17 protein-coding genes and 1 pseudogene are annotated in these 15875 nt (G+C 49.8%); 15 read left to right on the forward strand and 3 right to left on the reverse strand.

Annotated features, from left to right (window positions below; all coding sequences use genetic code 11):
• Positions 1-18 precede the first annotated feature (18 nt).
• From urtB to ureG, 12 genes are read left to right on the forward strand one after another with little or no spacing between them, the layout of a single operon-like run.
• Entirely contained in the window at positions 19-1659 is a 1641-nt protein-coding gene (gene urtB, locus AKJ31_RS00590; RefSeq protein WP_053407149.1) for an urea ABC transporter permease subunit UrtB, read from the forward strand.
• 10 nt (positions 1660-1669) lie between these two features.
• Positions 1670-2833 carry an urea ABC transporter permease subunit UrtC gene (gene urtC, locus AKJ31_RS00595; RefSeq protein ID WP_053407150.1) on the forward strand — a complete coding sequence of 388 codons (1164 nt, stop codon included), beginning with the start codon at positions 1670-1672 and terminating at the stop codon, positions 2831-2833.
• On the forward strand, positions 2830-3681 hold the full coding sequence (gene urtD / locus AKJ31_RS00600) for an urea ABC transporter ATP-binding protein UrtD (RefSeq protein WP_053407151.1): 852 nt from the start codon (positions 2830-2832) through the stop codon (positions 3679-3681). The genes urtC and urtD overlap by 4 nt, the downstream gene beginning before the upstream one ends.
• Position 3682: 1 nt before the next feature.
• Complete coding sequence (urtE, locus tag AKJ31_RS00605; RefSeq protein WP_053407152.1) at positions 3683-4378, forward strand: urea ABC transporter ATP-binding subunit UrtE; 696 nt, start codon at positions 3683-3685, stop codon at positions 4376-4378.
• Entirely contained in the window at positions 4375-5283 is a 909-nt protein-coding gene (locus tag AKJ31_RS00610) for an urease accessory protein UreD (RefSeq protein ID WP_053407153.1), read from the forward strand. Before urtE ends, AKJ31_RS00610 begins: the two co-directional genes overlap by 4 nt.
• 28 nt (positions 5284-5311) lie before the next feature.
• Positions 5312-5614, forward strand: a complete 303-nt coding sequence (gene ureA / locus AKJ31_RS00615; RefSeq protein ID WP_053407154.1) for an urease subunit gamma — start codon at positions 5312-5314, stop codon at positions 5612-5614.
• An 11-nt stretch (positions 5615-5625) separates the two neighbouring features.
• A complete protein-coding gene (locus AKJ31_RS00620; RefSeq protein WP_053407155.1) occupies positions 5626-5961 on the forward strand; it encodes an urease subunit beta in 336 nt (111 codons plus the stop codon).
• A gap of 31 nt (positions 5962-5992) precedes the next feature.
• Positions 5993-7696, forward strand: coding sequence for an urease subunit alpha (gene ureC / locus AKJ31_RS00625; protein ID WP_053407156.1), 1704 nt, complete (start codon positions 5993-5995; stop codon positions 7694-7696).
• A 14-nt stretch (positions 7697-7710) separates the two neighbouring features.
• Positions 7711-8163: an urease accessory protein UreE gene (gene ureE / locus AKJ31_RS00630; protein WP_053407157.1), complete on the forward strand. Its 453-nt coding sequence runs from the start codon at positions 7711-7713 to the stop codon at positions 8161-8163.
• A 56-nt stretch (positions 8164-8219) separates the two neighbouring features.
• Entirely contained in the window at positions 8220-8789 is a 570-nt protein-coding gene (locus AKJ31_RS00635; RefSeq protein WP_053407158.1) for a HupE/UreJ family protein, read from the forward strand.
• A 3-nt stretch (positions 8790-8792) separates the two neighbouring features.
• Positions 8793-9506, forward strand: a complete 714-nt coding sequence (locus tag AKJ31_RS00640; RefSeq protein WP_053407159.1) for an urease accessory protein UreF — start codon at positions 8793-8795, stop codon at positions 9504-9506.
• 35 nt (positions 9507-9541) lie between these two features.
• Positions 9542-10165, forward strand: a complete 624-nt coding sequence (gene ureG, locus AKJ31_RS00645; protein ID WP_053407160.1) for an urease accessory protein UreG — start codon at positions 9542-9544, stop codon at positions 10163-10165.
• Positions 10166-10260: 95 nt separating this feature from the next.
• On the opposite strand, the gene AKJ31_RS00650 is transcribed toward ureG, so the two are convergent.
• On the reverse strand, positions 10261-10824 hold the full coding sequence (locus tag AKJ31_RS00650; protein WP_053407161.1) for a cysteine hydrolase family protein: 564 nt from the start codon (positions 10822-10824) through the stop codon (positions 10261-10263).
• Between the two features lie 75 nt (positions 10825-10899).
• On the opposite strand from AKJ31_RS00650, the pseudogene AKJ31_RS00655 reads away from it, so the two are divergent.
• The 3 genes and pseudogenes from AKJ31_RS00655 (at position 10900) to AKJ31_RS00665 (ending at position 13568) form a co-directional block, all read left to right on the forward strand.
• Positions 10900-11841: pseudogene (locus tag AKJ31_RS00655) on the forward strand (GlxA family transcriptional regulator).
• 237 nt (positions 11842-12078) lie between these two features.
• A complete protein-coding gene (locus tag AKJ31_RS00660) occupies positions 12079-12735 on the forward strand; it encodes a Qnr family pentapeptide repeat protein (RefSeq protein WP_053407162.1) in 657 nt (218 codons plus the stop codon).
• 35 nt (positions 12736-12770) lie between these two features.
• Positions 12771-13568 (forward strand): PhzF family phenazine biosynthesis protein, encoded by a 798-nt coding sequence (locus tag AKJ31_RS00665; protein ID WP_053407163.1) that lies wholly within the window; start codon positions 12771-12773, stop codon positions 13566-13568.
• Positions 13569-13791: 223 nt separating this feature from the next.
• On the opposite strand, the gene proX is transcribed toward AKJ31_RS00665, so the two are convergent.
• Entirely contained in the window at positions 13792-14799 is a 1008-nt protein-coding gene (gene proX, locus AKJ31_RS00670; RefSeq protein ID WP_053407164.1) for a glycine betaine/L-proline ABC transporter substrate-binding protein ProX, read from the reverse strand.
• A complete protein-coding gene (proW, locus tag AKJ31_RS00675) occupies positions 14792-15874 on the reverse strand; it encodes a glycine betaine/L-proline ABC transporter permease ProW (protein WP_053407165.1) in 1083 nt (360 codons plus the stop codon). Before proW ends, proX begins: the two co-directional genes overlap by 8 nt.
• Between the last annotated feature and the right edge of the window lies 1 nt (position 15875).

Consider the following 15875-nt stretch of genomic DNA (forward strand, 5'->3'; position numbering starts at 1 on the left):
GACCAAAGGACGCATTTCATGAAACGCATTACCCACTTATTGAAAGCGGTCGTGTTCCTTGTTTTAGGGTTCAGCGTCGTGAGCGCTAATGTCGCACTGGCAAGTATCACTGACCGCGAAACATTCACCGACGCCTTGTTAGGCAAAAGCCACGCGCAAAAAGAAACCGCGATTGAATGGCTGAGCCAAAACGAGCCGAATCAGATTGCTACGCCGATTCTCACCGCTTGGTTGGAAGGTAATCTGTACTACTTTAACGACAGAAAGAGCGAGTTGTACCGCTCGCTTTATATCTCCGACGATGTCAAAACCGCGGCCTCTATCGCCAGTGCTTGGGACGATAGTGAGCTAGAGGTTTCTAACCCAAGAGCATTTAAGAAAGTTCGTGTTAACAATAAGCTACGTGGCTTATTGCGACTAGAAATCGCTTCAATGGGATTGAAAAGTGAAGACGCACAAGTTCGTCTCAACAGTGTTAATCAACTGCTGGGCAGCGACGATAAAGCGATCGTCAAGCGACTACGCGCTTTGCAAGAAACGGAGTCAAATTCTGAAGTCCAAGACTTACTGACCCTCGCACTCTCAATCGACGACGCTTTGTTGGCTGAAGATTCCGCCACGCGTATTGCTGCGATTGTACAACTCTCTACTTATAAGCAGCCAATTGTGCTGCAAACACTTAATACAATCATAAATTCAAATTCAGAACCGCAAGTGGTTCAAGCTGCTAAAAAAGGATTAGGTAAATATCAACAAAGTGAAGCGCTTTACTCCGGCGTTGAAACAGTCTTCTTTGGTCTGAGTCTAGGTTCGGTATTGGTGCTTGCGGGGATCGGTTTGGCGATAACGTTTGGTGTGATGGGCGTAATCAACATGGCTCACGGCGAGTTGATCATGATCGGTGCCTACACCACTTATGTTCTTCAGCAATTGATGCCGAATCAGATCGGTTTAGCGCTGATCTTGTCGATTCCGGCCGCGTTTATTGTCTCGGGCTTAGTGGGCATTGCGATTGAGCGTAGTGTGATTCGTCATTTGTACGGTCGACCGCTTGAAACCTTGCTCGCCACTTTTGGTATCAGTCTTATTTTGCAGCAAGCGGTTCGCTCTATTTTCTCCCCTTTAAACCGCTCAGTCAGCACGCCGGATTGGATGTCTGGTGCGTTACAAATCAACCCGATGCTGTCGCTCACTTATAACCGTCTGTACATCATTCTGTTCTGCATCATGGTGTTTGCTGGCTTGTTGATGGTGCTGAAAAAGACGCCGCTAGGTTTGCAAGTTCGTGCCGTTTCGCAAAACCGCGGCATGGCGCGAGTGATGGGTATTCGCTCAGAAAGGGTCGACGCGTTGACCTTTGGTTTGGGTTCTGGAGTTGCGGGTATTGCTGGCGTGGCGTTATCTCAGCTCACCAACGTAGGTCCGAACATGGGGCAGGCGTACATCATCGATTCGTTTATGGTCGTGGTGTTTGGTGGTGTCGGCAACTTGTGGGGCACATTAGTCGCGGGGCTGAGTTTAGGTCTGTTTAACAAGATCCTTGAGCCGTGGGCAGGCGCGGTACTGGCAAAAATACTGGTGCTGGTATTTATCATCCTGTTCATTCAAAAACGTCCACGTGGGTTATTCCCACAACGTGGTCGAGCGGCAGAAAGCTAAGGAGAGCGGCATGCAATCTACAACAACACAATCGAAGTCCTTTGTGTTAGCCGCGATGCGTGGTGACAAAGGCGGGCAAATCACGGTGCTGCTTATTCTAGCCGCTGTGATTCTGATGCCGCTGGCGAATATGTTGCTGCCAGCGAGCAATCCACTCCACGTCGAGACGTTCACCATCTCGTTGATGGGCAAGTACCTCAGCTACGCCATGTTAGCACTGGCGGTCGATTTGGTATGGGGCTATTTGGGCATTCTCAGCTTAGGGCATGGCGCGTTTTTCGCCTTGGGCGGGTACGCGATGGGCATGTACCTGATGCGACAAATTGGCGACCGCGGCGTTTACGGTAACGCCACGCTGCCAGATTTTATGGTGTTCCTGAACTGGCAAGAGTTGCCGTGGTTTTGGCTCGGCTTTGACCAGTTCTGGTTCGCGTGTTTGATGGTCGTGCTGGTTCCCGGAGCACTGGCTTACGTGTTTGGTTATCTCGCGTTTCGCTCTCGAGTCTCTGGGGTGTATCTGTCAATCATGACGCAGGCCCTCACTTACGCGTTAATGCTGGCGTTTTTCCGCAACGAAATGGGCTTTGGTGGCAACAACGGCCTGACCGATTTCAAAGATATTCTCGGATTTAGCTTGCAGCAAGACACGACCAAAATCGTGCTGTTCGTGTTAACCGGCTTGGCGCTCATTGTCAGTTACATCGTGTGTCGCAGCGTGATCGGCAGTCGATTGGGGCGCGTTTCGATGTCGATTCGCGATACCGAGTCGCGCACGCGATTTATGGGCTACGACGTGGATGGCATCAAGCTGTGGATGTTTGTCCTATCGGCGGTGATCGCCGGCATTGCTGGTGCGCTATATGTGCCGCAGGTCGGCATTATTAACCCTGGTGAATTTGCTCCGCTCAACTCGATTGAGGTGGTGGTTTGGGTAGCACTCGGTGGCAGAGCAACCTTGTTTGGCGCGATCGTTGGCGCGTTGGTGATCAACTACGCCAAGAGCTGGTTTACGGTCGAGTTTCCGGAAATCTGGCTATTCGCCTTGGGTGGTCTGTTCGTGCTTTCGACCATGTATTTTCCGAAAGGACTGATTGGATTTATTAGCGATAAGCTTTCGACAACCAAAGCGCGCAAAGAGAAAAGTACGCTCAACAAAGAGGAAGCGACCGCATGAATACTTTAACCAGTGCCAGCAAACTACGCAGCTCGGTGCAAGAGCTGACTCGTCGCGATGAGGTGTTTTCATTCCTTAAGCCTGAGCGACATCCACTGATCGATACACGGCACAACATCTTGCTCTATGTCGAAGGGGTGAATAAGAGTTTTGATGGTTTCAAAGCGATCAACGACTTGAACCTCTACATCAAAAAGGGCGAGCTTCGCTGCATCATCGGCCCGAATGGGGCGGGCAAAACCACCATGATGGACATCATCACCGGTAAAACCAAACCCGATACGGGGCAGGTTTGGTTGGGCTCAAACATCAACCTGCTCAAAATGAACGAATCTGAGATCGCCAACGCGGGTATCGGGCGCAAGTTCCAGAAACCAACCGTTATCGAGTGTTTGACCGTATGGCAGAACTTGGAATTAGCCATGTCTGGAGTGCGCAGCTTCTGGGGCTCTTATGTAGCGAAAATGAGCGGCGAACAAAAAGATAAACTGGAGTCGGTGCTAGAGCTTATTCACCTTAAAGATAACGCAGCGCTAACCGCGGGGAACCTGTCTCATGGACAAAAGCAGTGGCTAGAAATCGGCATGCTGCTAATGCAAAACCCAACGCTGTTGCTGGTGGATGAACCTGTCGCGGGGATGACGCACCAAGAAATGGACCGCACTTCAGAGTTGCTCAACTCACTTGCGGGTAAACACTCGGTGGTGGTGGTTGAGCACGACATGGACTTTGTCCGTTCGATCGCCAGCCATGTCACGGTACTGCACCAAGGACACGTGCTTGCAGAAGGGACGATGGATCAGGTTCAGTCTCACCCTGAAGTTAAGCGTGTTTACCTAGGAGAATGACATGTTAGAAGTTCAAGCGATTAACCAGTCCTACGATGAAAGCCAAACCTTGTGGGACTTGGACATCTCAATTCCGGAAGGTAAATGCACCGTACTGATGGGGCGCAACGGCGTCGGCAAAACCACCATCCTCAACTGCATTATGGGCTTGGTGAAGGTGGCCAGCGGCGATATCAAACTCAACGGTGAGTCACTGCTCAAGCATGACGCCGAACAAAGACCACGAATGGGGATCGGCTACGTCCCGCAAGGGCGACAGATCTTTCCGATGCTGACGGTGCAGGAAAATCTCGAAGTGGGACTGCCCATTCGTGAAAAGGGCGACCGCACCATTCCAGATTTTATCTTTGACCTATTTCCAGTGTTGAAAGAGATGCTGCATCGCCGTGGAGGTGATTTGTCCGGTGGTCAACAACAACAGTTGGCGATTGGCCGCGCTCTGGTGGTGAATCCTAAATTGCTCATTCTTGATGAGCCTACAGAGGGGATTCAACCCAACATAGTGCAAGAGATTGGCGACATCATCCGTATGCTCAACAAAGAGATGGGGCTGACGGTGTTGCTGGTGGAGCAAAAGCTGCCTTTTGCACGAAAAGTAGGCGACCAATTCTGCATTCTTGACCGCGGAAGGCGAGTCGCCGAAGGAGAAATGGACGACCTCGATGAGCGCTTAATCAAGGAGTACTTAACCGTATGACGACGACTTCTGTCTCATCGACAACCGACCAAGCGCTGATTTGGGCGCTTGGTCAAACGATCGATAGCCATATCCAGCAAGGTTGGCAAGCGCAGCTCGAACTTGAGTTTGTCGACCGAGGTGACAAAACCGTCCTGAAGCATCGTAAACAGTCAGGGCCACTGGCGATTCAGCGCCCTTTGTACCCAGAGGGCGGTACGTGTCATACCTATTTGCTCCACCCGCCGGGGGGCGTGGTGGGTGGTGACTCACTGAATATCCAAGTCAAAGCTCGCGATGGTGCGCAGGTGTTGGTGACGACACCGGGGGCGACCAAGTTTTATCGTTCGGCAGCCAAGTATGCCCATCAGCGACAGGAGCTCTACGTCGACAGTCAATCGAGACTGGAGTGGCTGCCGCAGGAGAACATCTTCTTCCCCAATGCCCACACGAGATTGGATAGCCAAATTCATCTGGAAAAGGGTGCACAATTTTTGGGCTGGGAGATGCACTGCTTTGGGCGTCCTGCACTAAATGAGGGATTCGACCAAGGTCACCTGATTGGTAAAACTGAGATATTCCTCGATGGTGAACGCATTCTTAGTGAAGGTTTGAACCTATATGGTGAAGATAACTTTATGAAAGATAAAGGAATGCTGAGTTTCCCGATGCTGGGGACGTTCTACATCACCAGCGAAGATGAAAACCTGTTTCTCTTGGTACAGGACTTGCTCCAGCAAATACAGCAACAGCCGCATAAATCCCAGCTTCTGATTGCCGTCAGCCAAATTGAACACCTGATTGTGGTACGAGCGTTGGCGCATTGGAGCGAAGACTTGTTAAGCAGCTTGCAGCAGGTTTGGCAGCTAGTCAGACAGCAGTGGACGACACAATCACCGCAACCGCCCCGAATTTGGGCGACATAAAGAGAATCAAAAACAGTAAGGCAGTGACATGGAATTATCACCAAGAGAGAAGGACAAACTGCTGATTTTTTGCGCTGGAATGCTTGCTAAGCAGCGCAAAGAGAAAGGCTTAAAACTCAACTACCCAGAATCCGTTGCGTACATCTCCAGCGCAATCTTAGAAGGTGCGCGAGAAGGCAAAACAGTTGCCGAGCTGATGGATTTTGGCCGCACTTTATTGAGCGCTGATGACGTAATGGACGGCGTGCCCTCCATGATCCCAGACGTACAAGTCGAAGCCACTTTTCCTGATGGAACCAAGCTGGTGACCGTTCATGAACCTATCGTGTAGAGGAAACCACTATGGCTAAATCAACAAGCAATTCCGCTGGTTTTGTACCCGGTCAAATCGAAACCGCGGCGGGAGATATCGAACTCAATGTCGGTAGGAAAACCCTATCGGTCGAAGTGCAAAATCTAGGTGACCGACCGGTGCAAATCGGCTCGCACTACCACTTTTTTGAAGTCAATGACGCGCTGAGCTTTGAACGCGATAAAGCGCTGGGTTTTCGCCTCAACATTCCAGCCGGAACTGCGACTCGTTTTGAGCCGGGTCAATTGCGTACGGTAGAGCTGGTCGAGTTTGCCGGTGAAAGGGAAATCTACGGCTTTCAAGGCAAAGTCATGGGTAAGTTGTAACGAGATAAGTGGTCATAAATAGGGAAGAAAAATGGCGCAAATATCCAGACAAGCGTACGCAGAAATGTTCGGCCCTACGGTCGGAGACCGCGTTCGCTTAGCCGACACTGAGCTGTGGTTGGAAGTAGAAAAAGATTTCACCGTGTACGGCGATGAAGTCAAATTTGGTGGCGGTAAAGTCATTCGAGACGGGATGGGGCAGAGCCAAAGACCTTCGGCAGAAACGCCGGATCTCGTGATCACCAACGCTATTGTTTTAGATTATTGGGGCATCGTCAAAGCCGACGTGGCGATCAAAGATGGCCGTATTCAAGCGCTCGGTAAAGCGGGCAACCCAGATGTGCAGCAGGGAGTGACGATCGTTGTCGGCCCGGGTACGGAAGTGCTCGCCGGAGAAGGTTCGATTCTCACTGCGGGTGGCATTGACTCGCACATCCATTTTATTTGCCCGCAACAAATCGAAGAAGCACTCGCGTCAGGGGTGACGACTATGATAGGTGGCGGAACGGGGCCAAATACCGGCACCAACGCCACCACCTGTACGCCCGGGCCTTGGAACATGCACCGGATGTTGGAAGCGTTAGACAGTTTCCCGATGAACTTCGGCTTGCTCGGTAAAGGGAACGCCAGCCAACCAGAAGCATTAAGAGAGCAAGTCGCAGCGGGCGCAGTAGGTTTAAAACTCCATGAAGACTGGGGCACAACGCCAGCCTCTATCGATACCTGCTTAAGTGTGGCGGATGAAATGGACGTGCAGGTGGCGATTCATACCGACACACTCAATGAGTCGGGCTTTGTAGAATCAACGTTAGCGGCGATTGGTGATCGAGTGATCCATACCTACCACACCGAAGGGGCGGGTGGCGGTCATGCTCCGGATATTATCAAAGCGGCGGGCGTAGCGAACGTGTTGCCATCGTCGACCAATCCGACTCGTCCTTACACCGTCAATACGGTGGACGAACACCTCGATATGTTGATGGTGTGCCACCACCTCTCGCCGTCAATTGCGGAAGATGTGGCGTTTGCCGAATCAAGGATCCGCCGCGAGACCATCGCCGCTGAGGATATCTTACATGACCTCGGTGCGTTCTCGATGATTGCCTCAGACTCACAAGCAATGGGGCGTGTCGGCGAAGTGATTACTCGCACTTGGCAGACCGCACACAAGATGAAAGTGCAGCGCGGCAGTTTGAAAGAAGACTCAAGCTACAGCGATAACTTCAGGCTCAAACGCTACATCGCCAAATACACCATCAACCCTGCGATTACCCACGGGATGGCGCATGAGATTGGTTCAATTGAAGTCGGAAAGCTAGCTGATTTAGTACTATGGAAACCGGCCTTTTTCGGCGTCAAACCGAGTGTGATTCTAAAAGGCGGCATGATTGCGATGGCGCCGATGGGCGATCCCAACGCGTCAATTCCAACGCCTCAACCGGTTCATTATCGTTCGATGTTTGGCAGTTACGGTAAGGCATCAAATAACACCTCGATGCTGTTTTTGTCGCAGGCGGCGAGTGATGCGGGAGTTGCGGCTGAGCTTGGATTACAAAGCTTGATCGGCGTAGCGAAGCAGTGCCGAACCATCAGTAAAGCCGACATGAAACTTAACGATTGGCAGCCCAACATCGAAGTGGATTCGCAAACCTATCAGGTGCGTGCGGATGGTGAGCTACTGATCTGCGAGCCTGCCGAGGTTCTACCGATGGCGCAGCGCTACTTTTTATTCTGAGTAAAGGCATAAACATGATTGAACTAACCGAAATTGTTACAGAGCAGGAATTGGTGCCAAACGCGTTCTTAAGCTTACCGATAGACAGTCGAATCAAGAGCCGTTTAAGGGTTTCTCTCGATGACGGTCGCGATGCAGGGCTGTTTTTACCGCGCGGTCATATCCTGCGCGGCGGAGAAAAACTCAAAAGTCAGTGTGGCGTGATTGTTGAAGTCAAAGCAGCGGCCGAGACAGTCTCAAGCGTTTACTGCAGCGACCCGCATCTACTGACTTTAGTCGCGTATCACCTAGGTAATCGCCACGTGCCGTTGCAGGTGGAACCGGGATGGGTTCGCTACCAGCACGATCATGTTTTGGATGAGATGGTCAAAGGCTTAGGCGCAGAAGTGACCATAGAGCAAGCCTCCTTTGAACCAGAAGGCGGCGCTTATGGTGGTAAAAGTGGCGGCCATCATCACCATCATTAACTCATACAACATATTGTTTTTAAGTAAATAATCTAAAAATAAGAAAGGAATCTTATATGAAATCCATTTTTTCAAAGCTGTCGGTTATCACCACTCTATTTATCCCTGCGATTGCTAATGCGCATTCGGGACACGATTCCACTGCGTTCACCAATGGCCTGACCCACCCATTCACCGGTCTTGACCATCTAATCATGTTGTTTGCGTTCGGTTTGTTGGTCGGCTGCTTGTCGACTTCGCAATCGCGAAAACTGGGCTTGATTGCGTTGTCTTTGTTGACCTTGGTGGGGGGCTTAGTTGCAGGGCAGTGGTTTGGTGTGATGAACGGTGTGGAAGAAGCGATCGTCGCGTCACTCTTCGTCGTCAGTATCGCCATCTCTTTAGCGTTTTCGCAGTCGCAGAATGTACTCAAGTTAGCCGTCGCATCGTGTGTGGCGATGATGTTCTTCCACGGTTACGCGCACGGGGTTGAAGCGAGAGGAAACACCTCTCTGTTTGCGGCGGGTATGGCTGTGGGTGCCGTTATCTTGATGTTTGCGGGTAAAAAGCTCGGCTTTGTTATCGCATCACGTTGGTTGTCCGTGGGCGTCGCCGCAGCCAGTTCACTATTGCTGATGACGGCATAATTGATGGCTGAAAAGCAAATCGTAGCTCAGCAGCCAAGCGCTCAGCCTTCTGACGTGTCGAGCTATCGACTGTTTCAGTTGATCAGTCCCTCGTTGCCAATTGGTGGATTCACCTATTCGCAAGGGTTGGAATGGGCAGTTGAAGCGGGCTGGGTAAGCGATAGAGCGTCGATGGAGCAGTGGTTAGGCAATATGTTGTTTAACAGCGTCGCGACGCTTGAACTACCAGTAATCGATAAGCTCTACAATGCGATTCTCCTCGGCGATGAAGAGCAAATTCACCAGAGCGTGAACTTGCTCTACAGCAGCCGAGAAACCAAAGAACTGCGCGCGGAAGAAAAGCAGCGGGGTATCGCGCTCAATGCGTTATTGCGTAAGCTCGATGTGTCAGTTCCCGGTGTGGAAATCGGCGCTTATCCACCAACCCAGTTATTGGGACTTTGCGTCGCAGCGGTGCATTGGCAAATCGCACCCCATCAGCTCAAGCAGGGGTACTTATGGAGCTGGGCGGAGAACTTGGTGATGGCGGGCGTCAAACTGGTACCTCTTGGTCAGACCGATGGCCAAATTGCGCTGCTTAATATTTGCGACCAGTTTGCCGCCGCGCTAGCGAAATCGGAGCAGATTGAAGATTGGATGATTGGCAGTTTTACCCCGTCAGTCTCCATCGCCAGCAGCCTTCACGAAACACAATATACAAGACTGTTTCGTTCTTGAGCGGAGCAGTCAAAAAAGGACACATAGGAATGACAATGGAAAGTTATAAGCAGCCTCTACGAATTGGTATCGGTGGCCCGGTTGGGTCGGGGAAAACCGCCTTATTGGAAGTGTTATGTAAAGCGATTCGCGACAAGCTCCATATCGCGGTTGTGACCAACGATATTTACACCCAGGAAGACGCTAAAATTCTGACTCGATCGGAAGCGTTAGAGCCAGATAGAATCATTGGTGTTGAAACCGGCGGCTGTCCGCACACCGCGATTCGCGAAGACGCATCGATGAATTTGGCGGCAGTGGATGAGTTAGCCAAGCGCCATAAAAACCTCGACGTGGTATTTGTGGAAAGCGGCGGCGACAACCTCAGCGCGACATTTAGTCCCGAGCTCGCAGACCTGACCATTTACGTTATTGATGTTGCGGAAGGGGAGAAGATCCCGCGTAAAGGTGGACCGGGTATTACACGCTCTGATCTATTAGTGATCAACAAAATCGACCTTGCTCCTTACGTCGGTGCGTCGCTGGAAGTGATGGAACAAGATACCCAACGCATGCGACCAACCAAGCCATTCGTATTTACCAACCTGAAAGAAGGTAAAGGGTTGGATACGATCATCGATTTCATCCTCACGCAAGGAATGCTGGAGTTTCACAGTTAGCTGCTCAGGTTTAGTCACAAGTCAATTCATTCAAAGCAAAACAACCACCTTGCAGAAGGTGGTTGTTTGTTTCTAACGCGTCAATTGATGTGGTTTTACTCTGCTAATTTGGCAAGATTTTGCGCTGAGTCGACGTGGCTGTAGCCAAACTCAAGCGCTGCCATAAACGCCGCGTGTACCAGATGTGCTGGCACATGAGTACCATTGAACTCAAGGTCCAGAGTTGCGCATGCATCGTGGGCTAAGTGACATTCATAACCTAAATCAGCGGCGGCGCGAACGACGGCGTCAATACACATATGGCTCATCGCGCCAACGATCACTAAGCGCTCAACGCCTTTCTGTTTCAATACCGCATCTAACTCAGTGGCTTTAAAGCTATTGATCTCTGATTTGACCACGACGGTTTCGCCTGCTTGCGGAGTTACGCTGGTATGAATTTGTGCACCTTCAGTGTCTGGGGCAAAAAACGCCGCTTCAGGGGTAGTGAATTGATGTCGAACGTGAATCACCGGTAAGTTTTTCTCCCTGAATACCGATAGCAACAGCGCAGCGTTTTCTGCCGCGGATTCAGTACCAGACAGCGCCCATTTCGCGCCAGAAAACGAAGAGAAATAGTCATTTTGAATGTCGATTAGCAGCAGTGCAGTTTTACTCATTGGTTAGTCCTTACGTTAATGTGTTGCGTTGCACTAGTCTTGAAAGACTAACGAATGTCAAAAATGACAGAGTCTATGGCAAAAGTGACAAAGCGGATTTCGGTCGAAATCATCAACTACCCTGGAGCCCTGCAAAGCGCGGTACACGGCATACAAGAATTCTTATTGCTTGCGAATAAGCAAACGCAAGTCGATGACTCACCTGAGTTTGTTCCCGCTATCCGTGAGCCGTCAGACTTGAGTGGAACGGACGCTGACATTGTTGTCCTGCCACCGAATATGGATGGTTAGTATTTTTTGCAGCCCGAGCAGGCGTTGCTCGATTACTTGCTAGCGATACACGCGAAAGGTTCGGTCATCTGTTCTGTTTGCGCGGGCGCGTTTATTCTGGCGCAGTCAGGATTGCTGCGTGGCAGAACCATTACGACGCACTGGCAGTTGGAACAACAGCTCGCGCATTACCATCCAGATCTGAATATTGATATCAATAAAATAGTGATTGATGATGTTGATATCATCACCGCTGGTGGCTTGATGTCTTGGATGGACTTGTGCTTCGCGCTGGTCACGAGGTATGCGAATGCGCGAGATACCAGACAGCTAGGCAAGTATTTGGTGGTCGATACTGGCGTCAGAGATCAGCGTTACTACCAGAGCTTTTCGCCTGGCTACTCTCACGGCGACGACAAGATCGCTCTGGTCCAGCGTCATATCCAAGCCAGTTACGGCGCTCCTTTGGACATTGATACATTGGCTACGCTCGCCTGTATGACCAGCCGCACGTTTATTCGTCACTTTTCTAAGGCGACAGGATTAACGCCGATTCACTATATCCAACGGGTTAGAATTCAAAAGGCGTGCGAATGGCTGGAAAGCAGCGCTAAATCGGTCGAGAGCATCAGCTATCTAGTTGGCTATGAAGATGTAAATAGCTTCAGAAAGGTATTTGTGAAAGCGATTGGTCTAACTCCTAGCGCGTTTCGCAGCCGCTTTGTCGCGACACAAAACGAAGCTTAAATAGGTTGTTCGAAATAGAATAGATAAAAATATCGAAAACTCGCTAAATGGCTCTGAGAGAGATAAAACTTTTTTCTGACCTACCTTGTTCGATGTTTAACTTTAACCTAGCTCTAGGTGCCAGTTTGGTGGCTTAAAATGGCGATTTGAGCGTTTTTAACTTGTTGTTTTACATAGGGTTGTTTTCTTGGTTGTAGTTGGTAGTCTTGCGATTCAGTTGGAATAAGGGCGAAGTATATGACTAATATCAATCAAGTTTTTGACCAAGTGGACTTCTCTAGGCAAGATTTACGTGACGCTTGTTTTAAGTCTTGCCATTTTGATCGTTGCGACTTCAGCCGCGCAAATCTAAGAGATGCCCAATTTGTCGATTGCAGCTTTATCGCGCAAGGCGAGTTAGAAGGGTGCCATTTTGAATACAGCGACTTGAGGGATGCGTCGTTTAAAAGCTGTCAGCTATCGATGGCAAACTTTAAAGGGGCAAATTGTTTTGGCATCGAATTTAGAGAGTGCGATTTAAAAGGCGCGAGCTTTGTCCAAGCCAATTTTTCGAATCAGGTCAGCCATAGCGTCTACTTTTGCTCCGCATACATCACTGGTTGTAACTTGTCGTACGCCAACTTAGAGCGTCTTTGCATTGAAAAATGTGACTTGTTTGAAAATCGTTGGATTGGCGCCAACTTGTACGGCGCGTCGTTTAAAGAATCCGATCTCAGTCGCGGGGTGTTTTCACAAGATTGCTGGGGGCAATTTCGCCTTCAAGGCTGTAATCTTAGCCACACAGAATTAGAAGGGCTAGATCCAAGGAAAGTCGACTTAAGCGGGGTTAAGATCTGCGACTGGCAACAAGCACAATTGCTGGAGCCGCTTGGTTTGATTGTTGTCCCCGATTAATCGACAGAACTCATTTCGTCAGAACTAGGTACATTATGAAATTACAGATATATCAGGTTGATGCGTTCGCATCGGAGCTGTTTAAAGGCAATCCGGCAGGAGTATGTATTACCGACAGTGCGTTGGAAGAGAGTTTAATGTTAGCGATCGCCGCCGAAATGGCGGTGTCGGAAACGGCATTTTTATCGCTCGATACTATGCAGCTAAAGTGGTTTACGCCAAAAGTGGAAGTGAAGTTGTGTGGTCATGGCACATTGGCGGTGGCACATGTACTGAAGTCGATCGGTATGTATCAATGTGGTGACAGTATCACCTTCAATACGCTTTCCGGTGTGTTAACCGCAGAGTTAAACAGCGATAGCATCGACCTTGCTTTTCCAGCGGCAGAGCTCGATTTTAGCGTCGATCCTGACGAGGATATCATTCGTCTGCTAGGTCTGAGTGAAAGTGATATCGTGGATTACGCCATGTTTGATACCAAGCAGTTTATTGTAGTTAACAATGAGAAAAAGCTGCTGGAATTGCAGCCAGACTTTAACGCGCTTAAAGCGCGACAGGGGCGTGGCATTCTGGTGACCGCTAAGTCGAGTGACAAGCAGGACTTTACCTCACGCTACTTTGCGCCTTGGGTAGGAGTGGATGAAGACCCTGTCACAGGCTCTGCGCATTGCGCGCTCGGTGTGTACTGGGCAGATAAGCTCAAAAAGAGCCGAATGCAGGGTTACCAAGCGTCTTCGCGTGGTGGCTATGTCGGTGTGGAAATGTTGTCTCCATCGGTGGTTAAACTCTCCGGTTGCGCAGTGACCGCGCTGAGCGGAACCATGACCGTCTAAACATAAAAAGAGCCGCATCATGCGGCTCTTTCCGTTTATCTCATTTGCGTCAGCAGATGAATATACCAATCGTAGTAAATAACTGTTCATTCTAGCTTGTTAAAATACTCGATAACTGCGTTGAAATTTTTGATTGTAGAATAACTACTTATCGAAAAATCTTGCCTTGTTCTCAAGCATTTTTCCTACGCCATTTCTGACCATTTACTTACTGTGATTGGTATTACATTGCCGCTTTTTTTGCTTCAGCAATCCATGCATCAAACTGTTTGCGGTTTGCTTTTACCCAACCTTCAACGTGAGACTCAATATCAGCCATGCTGTTTTTGCCTTTGCTCATCATCATGTTTTGTGCACTGACGTCATTGATGTTGAGTTTAATGATTTCGAACAGCTTCGCCGCTGCTGGGTTTTGCTCGGTAAACTCTTTGTTCGCCACGATACGCATAGAGTTCATCTCGAAACCATAGTTTTTGCCATTTTCTAATGTGGTATCTACGTCTTTACGCTCGCCAGGCAGTGCTGAGAATGGAACTTCTAGCCAAACCACATCTTTACCCGGAACAAGCACGCCACTTACCCAGTAAGGCGTCCAAGTGTAGTACAGGATTGGGTCGCCTTTCTTGTAGCGAGAAATCGTATCAGCGATGATCGCCGCGTAGTTACCTTGGTTGTGGTCAACCGTGTCGCGCAGACCGTAAGCTGTTAGCTGTTCTTCTACGACCAGTTCACAACCCCAGCCAGGGTTACAACCGGTTAAATCTGCTTTGCCGTCGCCGTCTGCGTCAAACAGCTTCGCCAGTTTTGGATCTTTAAGCTGACCGATGTTGGTGATGCCGTATTTCTCAGCGGTTTTCTTATCGATCAAGTAGCCTTGTGCAGCGCCACTGATGTATTGACCTTTGCGGAAGAACTTGTCGTCACCGCCAGATTGGCTGTACTTGTCCGCGTGCAGTGGGAACCAACCTACCGCTAAAAATGTTGCATCACCTTTGGCAATTGAGGTGTAGCCAACGTTGTAATCCACTTCTTTGGTTGGTTGTACATCATAGCCCAGCTCTTCAAGCGCGCGGTTAACGATCAGTGTTTGGAACGTTTCTTCTGCAACAGTTGATTGAACTGGTTGAACCGTTACACCTTCTCCTGGCAGTTTTTCAGCCCAAACGTTACTTGATAGCGCGAGAGTGGAAACTGCGCCTACAGTGAACGCTTTCTTCCATGAGTTAATCATTGGTATTTCTCCTTAATGTAAGTTCTTGTTTCTTACTTTTGTTGCGAAGGAACATGCCGATAGGACCGGTGTGGTACCAACGGATTTTAGTGTTACCTGCGTTTGTGCCTAATTCTTGTGTAATGCGATCGAGCAAAATAGCGAGGATAACGATGCCGACACCACCGACTGCGGCGAGGCCCATATCCAAGCGTCCGATACCACGCAGTACCATTTGACCTAAACCACCCACTGCAATCATTGAAGCGATCACCACCATCGACAGTGATAGCATCAGGGTTTGGTTAACCCCTGCCATGATGGTTGGCAGAGCGAGTGGCAGCTGAATGCGATACAGCATCTGCTTTTTGTTGGCACCGAATGAGTGACCCGCTTCGATCAGCTCTTCCGGAACTTGCTGAATACCCAAAATAGTAAGGCGAACAACGGGCGGCAGCGCAAAGATGATCGTTACAACCACCCCAGGGACGTTACCGATACCAAACAGCATCACGATCGGCACGAGATACACGAAAGCGGGTGTGGTTTGCATGGCGTCGAGGATTGGCCTGACAAATCGAGCGGCGGTGTCGCTGCGCGATAGCCAGATCCCCATCGGCAAGCCGATCAGCAAACAGAAAAACACCGACGTCATTACCAGAGACAGGGTGGTCATCGCTTCGGACCACGCGCCAATCAGGCCAATAAACACCAGGGAGACCACGGTAGCGAATCCAAGTCTTAAGCTCGAAAACTGCCACGCGAGTAGAAATAGAATCACCAGCATGAATGGTGCAGGTGTCGAGACCAGTGCGGTTTCAAACGAGCTGAGAATAAAGTCGATTGGGATACGGATCGCCTGAAACAGTGGGCGACCGTGTTCGACCAGCCAGTTCAATCCAGTTTCGACCCAAGAGTCGAAAGGCAGTACCGCATTATCAAACGGGTTCAAAATATCAAATGGCTTCTCTGTCACCACTTCCGAGCTCAACCAGTCTGATGCGCCTGAATCGCTCGAAGCGGCTTGACCCCATGGATCACTTTGCTCAGTCGTCGTTTGTGACCAAGGATCGTTGTTGGTTTGTTCTGATGACATG

Source organism: Vibrio hepatarius, from assembly GCF_001274785.1.
GTDB classification, from domain to species: Bacteria; Pseudomonadota; Gammaproteobacteria; order Enterobacterales; family Vibrionaceae; genus Vibrio; species Vibrio hepatarius.

Excerpts from the sequence above, each read along its gene's own strand:
- AKJ31_RS00635 (WP_053407158.1), top strand. The coding sequence starts at position 8,220 with ATGAAATCCATTTTTTCAAAGCTGTCGGTTATCACCACTCTATTTATC.
- AKJ31_RS00665 (WP_053407163.1), top strand. The coding sequence starts at position 12,771 with ATGAAATTACAGATATATCAGGTTGATGCGTTCGCATCGGAGCTGTTT.
- AKJ31_RS00650 (WP_053407161.1), bottom strand. The coding sequence starts at position 10,824 with ATGAGTAAAACTGCACTGCTGCTAATCGACATTCAAAATGACTATTTC.
- ureA (WP_053407154.1), top strand. The coding sequence starts at position 5,312 with ATGGAATTATCACCAAGAGAGAAGGACAAACTGCTGATTTTTTGCGCT.
- ureE (WP_053407157.1), top strand. The coding sequence starts at position 7,711 with ATGATTGAACTAACCGAAATTGTTACAGAGCAGGAATTGGTGCCAAAC.
- ureC (WP_053407156.1), top strand. The coding sequence starts at position 5,993 with ATGGCGCAAATATCCAGACAAGCGTACGCAGAAATGTTCGGCCCTACG.
- urtD (WP_053407151.1), top strand. The coding sequence starts at position 2,830 with ATGAATACTTTAACCAGTGCCAGCAAACTACGCAGCTCGGTGCAAGAG.
- proX (WP_053407164.1), bottom strand. The coding sequence starts at position 14,799 with ATGATTAACTCATGGAAGAAAGCGTTCACTGTAGGCGCAGTTTCCACT.
- AKJ31_RS00610 (WP_053407153.1), top strand. The coding sequence starts at position 4,375 with ATGACGACGACTTCTGTCTCATCGACAACCGACCAAGCGCTGATTTGG.
- urtE (WP_053407152.1), top strand. The coding sequence starts at position 3,683 with ATGTTAGAAGTTCAAGCGATTAACCAGTCCTACGATGAAAGCCAAACC.
- AKJ31_RS00640 (WP_053407159.1), top strand. The coding sequence starts at position 8,793 with ATGGCTGAAAAGCAAATCGTAGCTCAGCAGCCAAGCGCTCAGCCTTCT.
- AKJ31_RS00660 (WP_053407162.1), top strand. The coding sequence starts at position 12,079 with ATGACTAATATCAATCAAGTTTTTGACCAAGTGGACTTCTCTAGGCAA.
- proW (WP_053407165.1), bottom strand. The coding sequence starts at position 15,874 with ATGTCATCAGAACAAACCAACAACGATCCTTGGTCACAAACGACGACT.
- AKJ31_RS00620 (WP_053407155.1), top strand. The coding sequence starts at position 5,626 with ATGGCTAAATCAACAAGCAATTCCGCTGGTTTTGTACCCGGTCAAATC.
- ureG (WP_053407160.1), top strand. The coding sequence starts at position 9,542 with ATGGAAAGTTATAAGCAGCCTCTACGAATTGGTATCGGTGGCCCGGTT.
- urtC (WP_053407150.1), top strand. The coding sequence starts at position 1,670 with ATGCAATCTACAACAACACAATCGAAGTCCTTTGTGTTAGCCGCGATG.
- urtB (WP_053407149.1), top strand. The coding sequence starts at position 19 with ATGAAACGCATTACCCACTTATTGAAAGCGGTCGTGTTCCTTGTTTTA.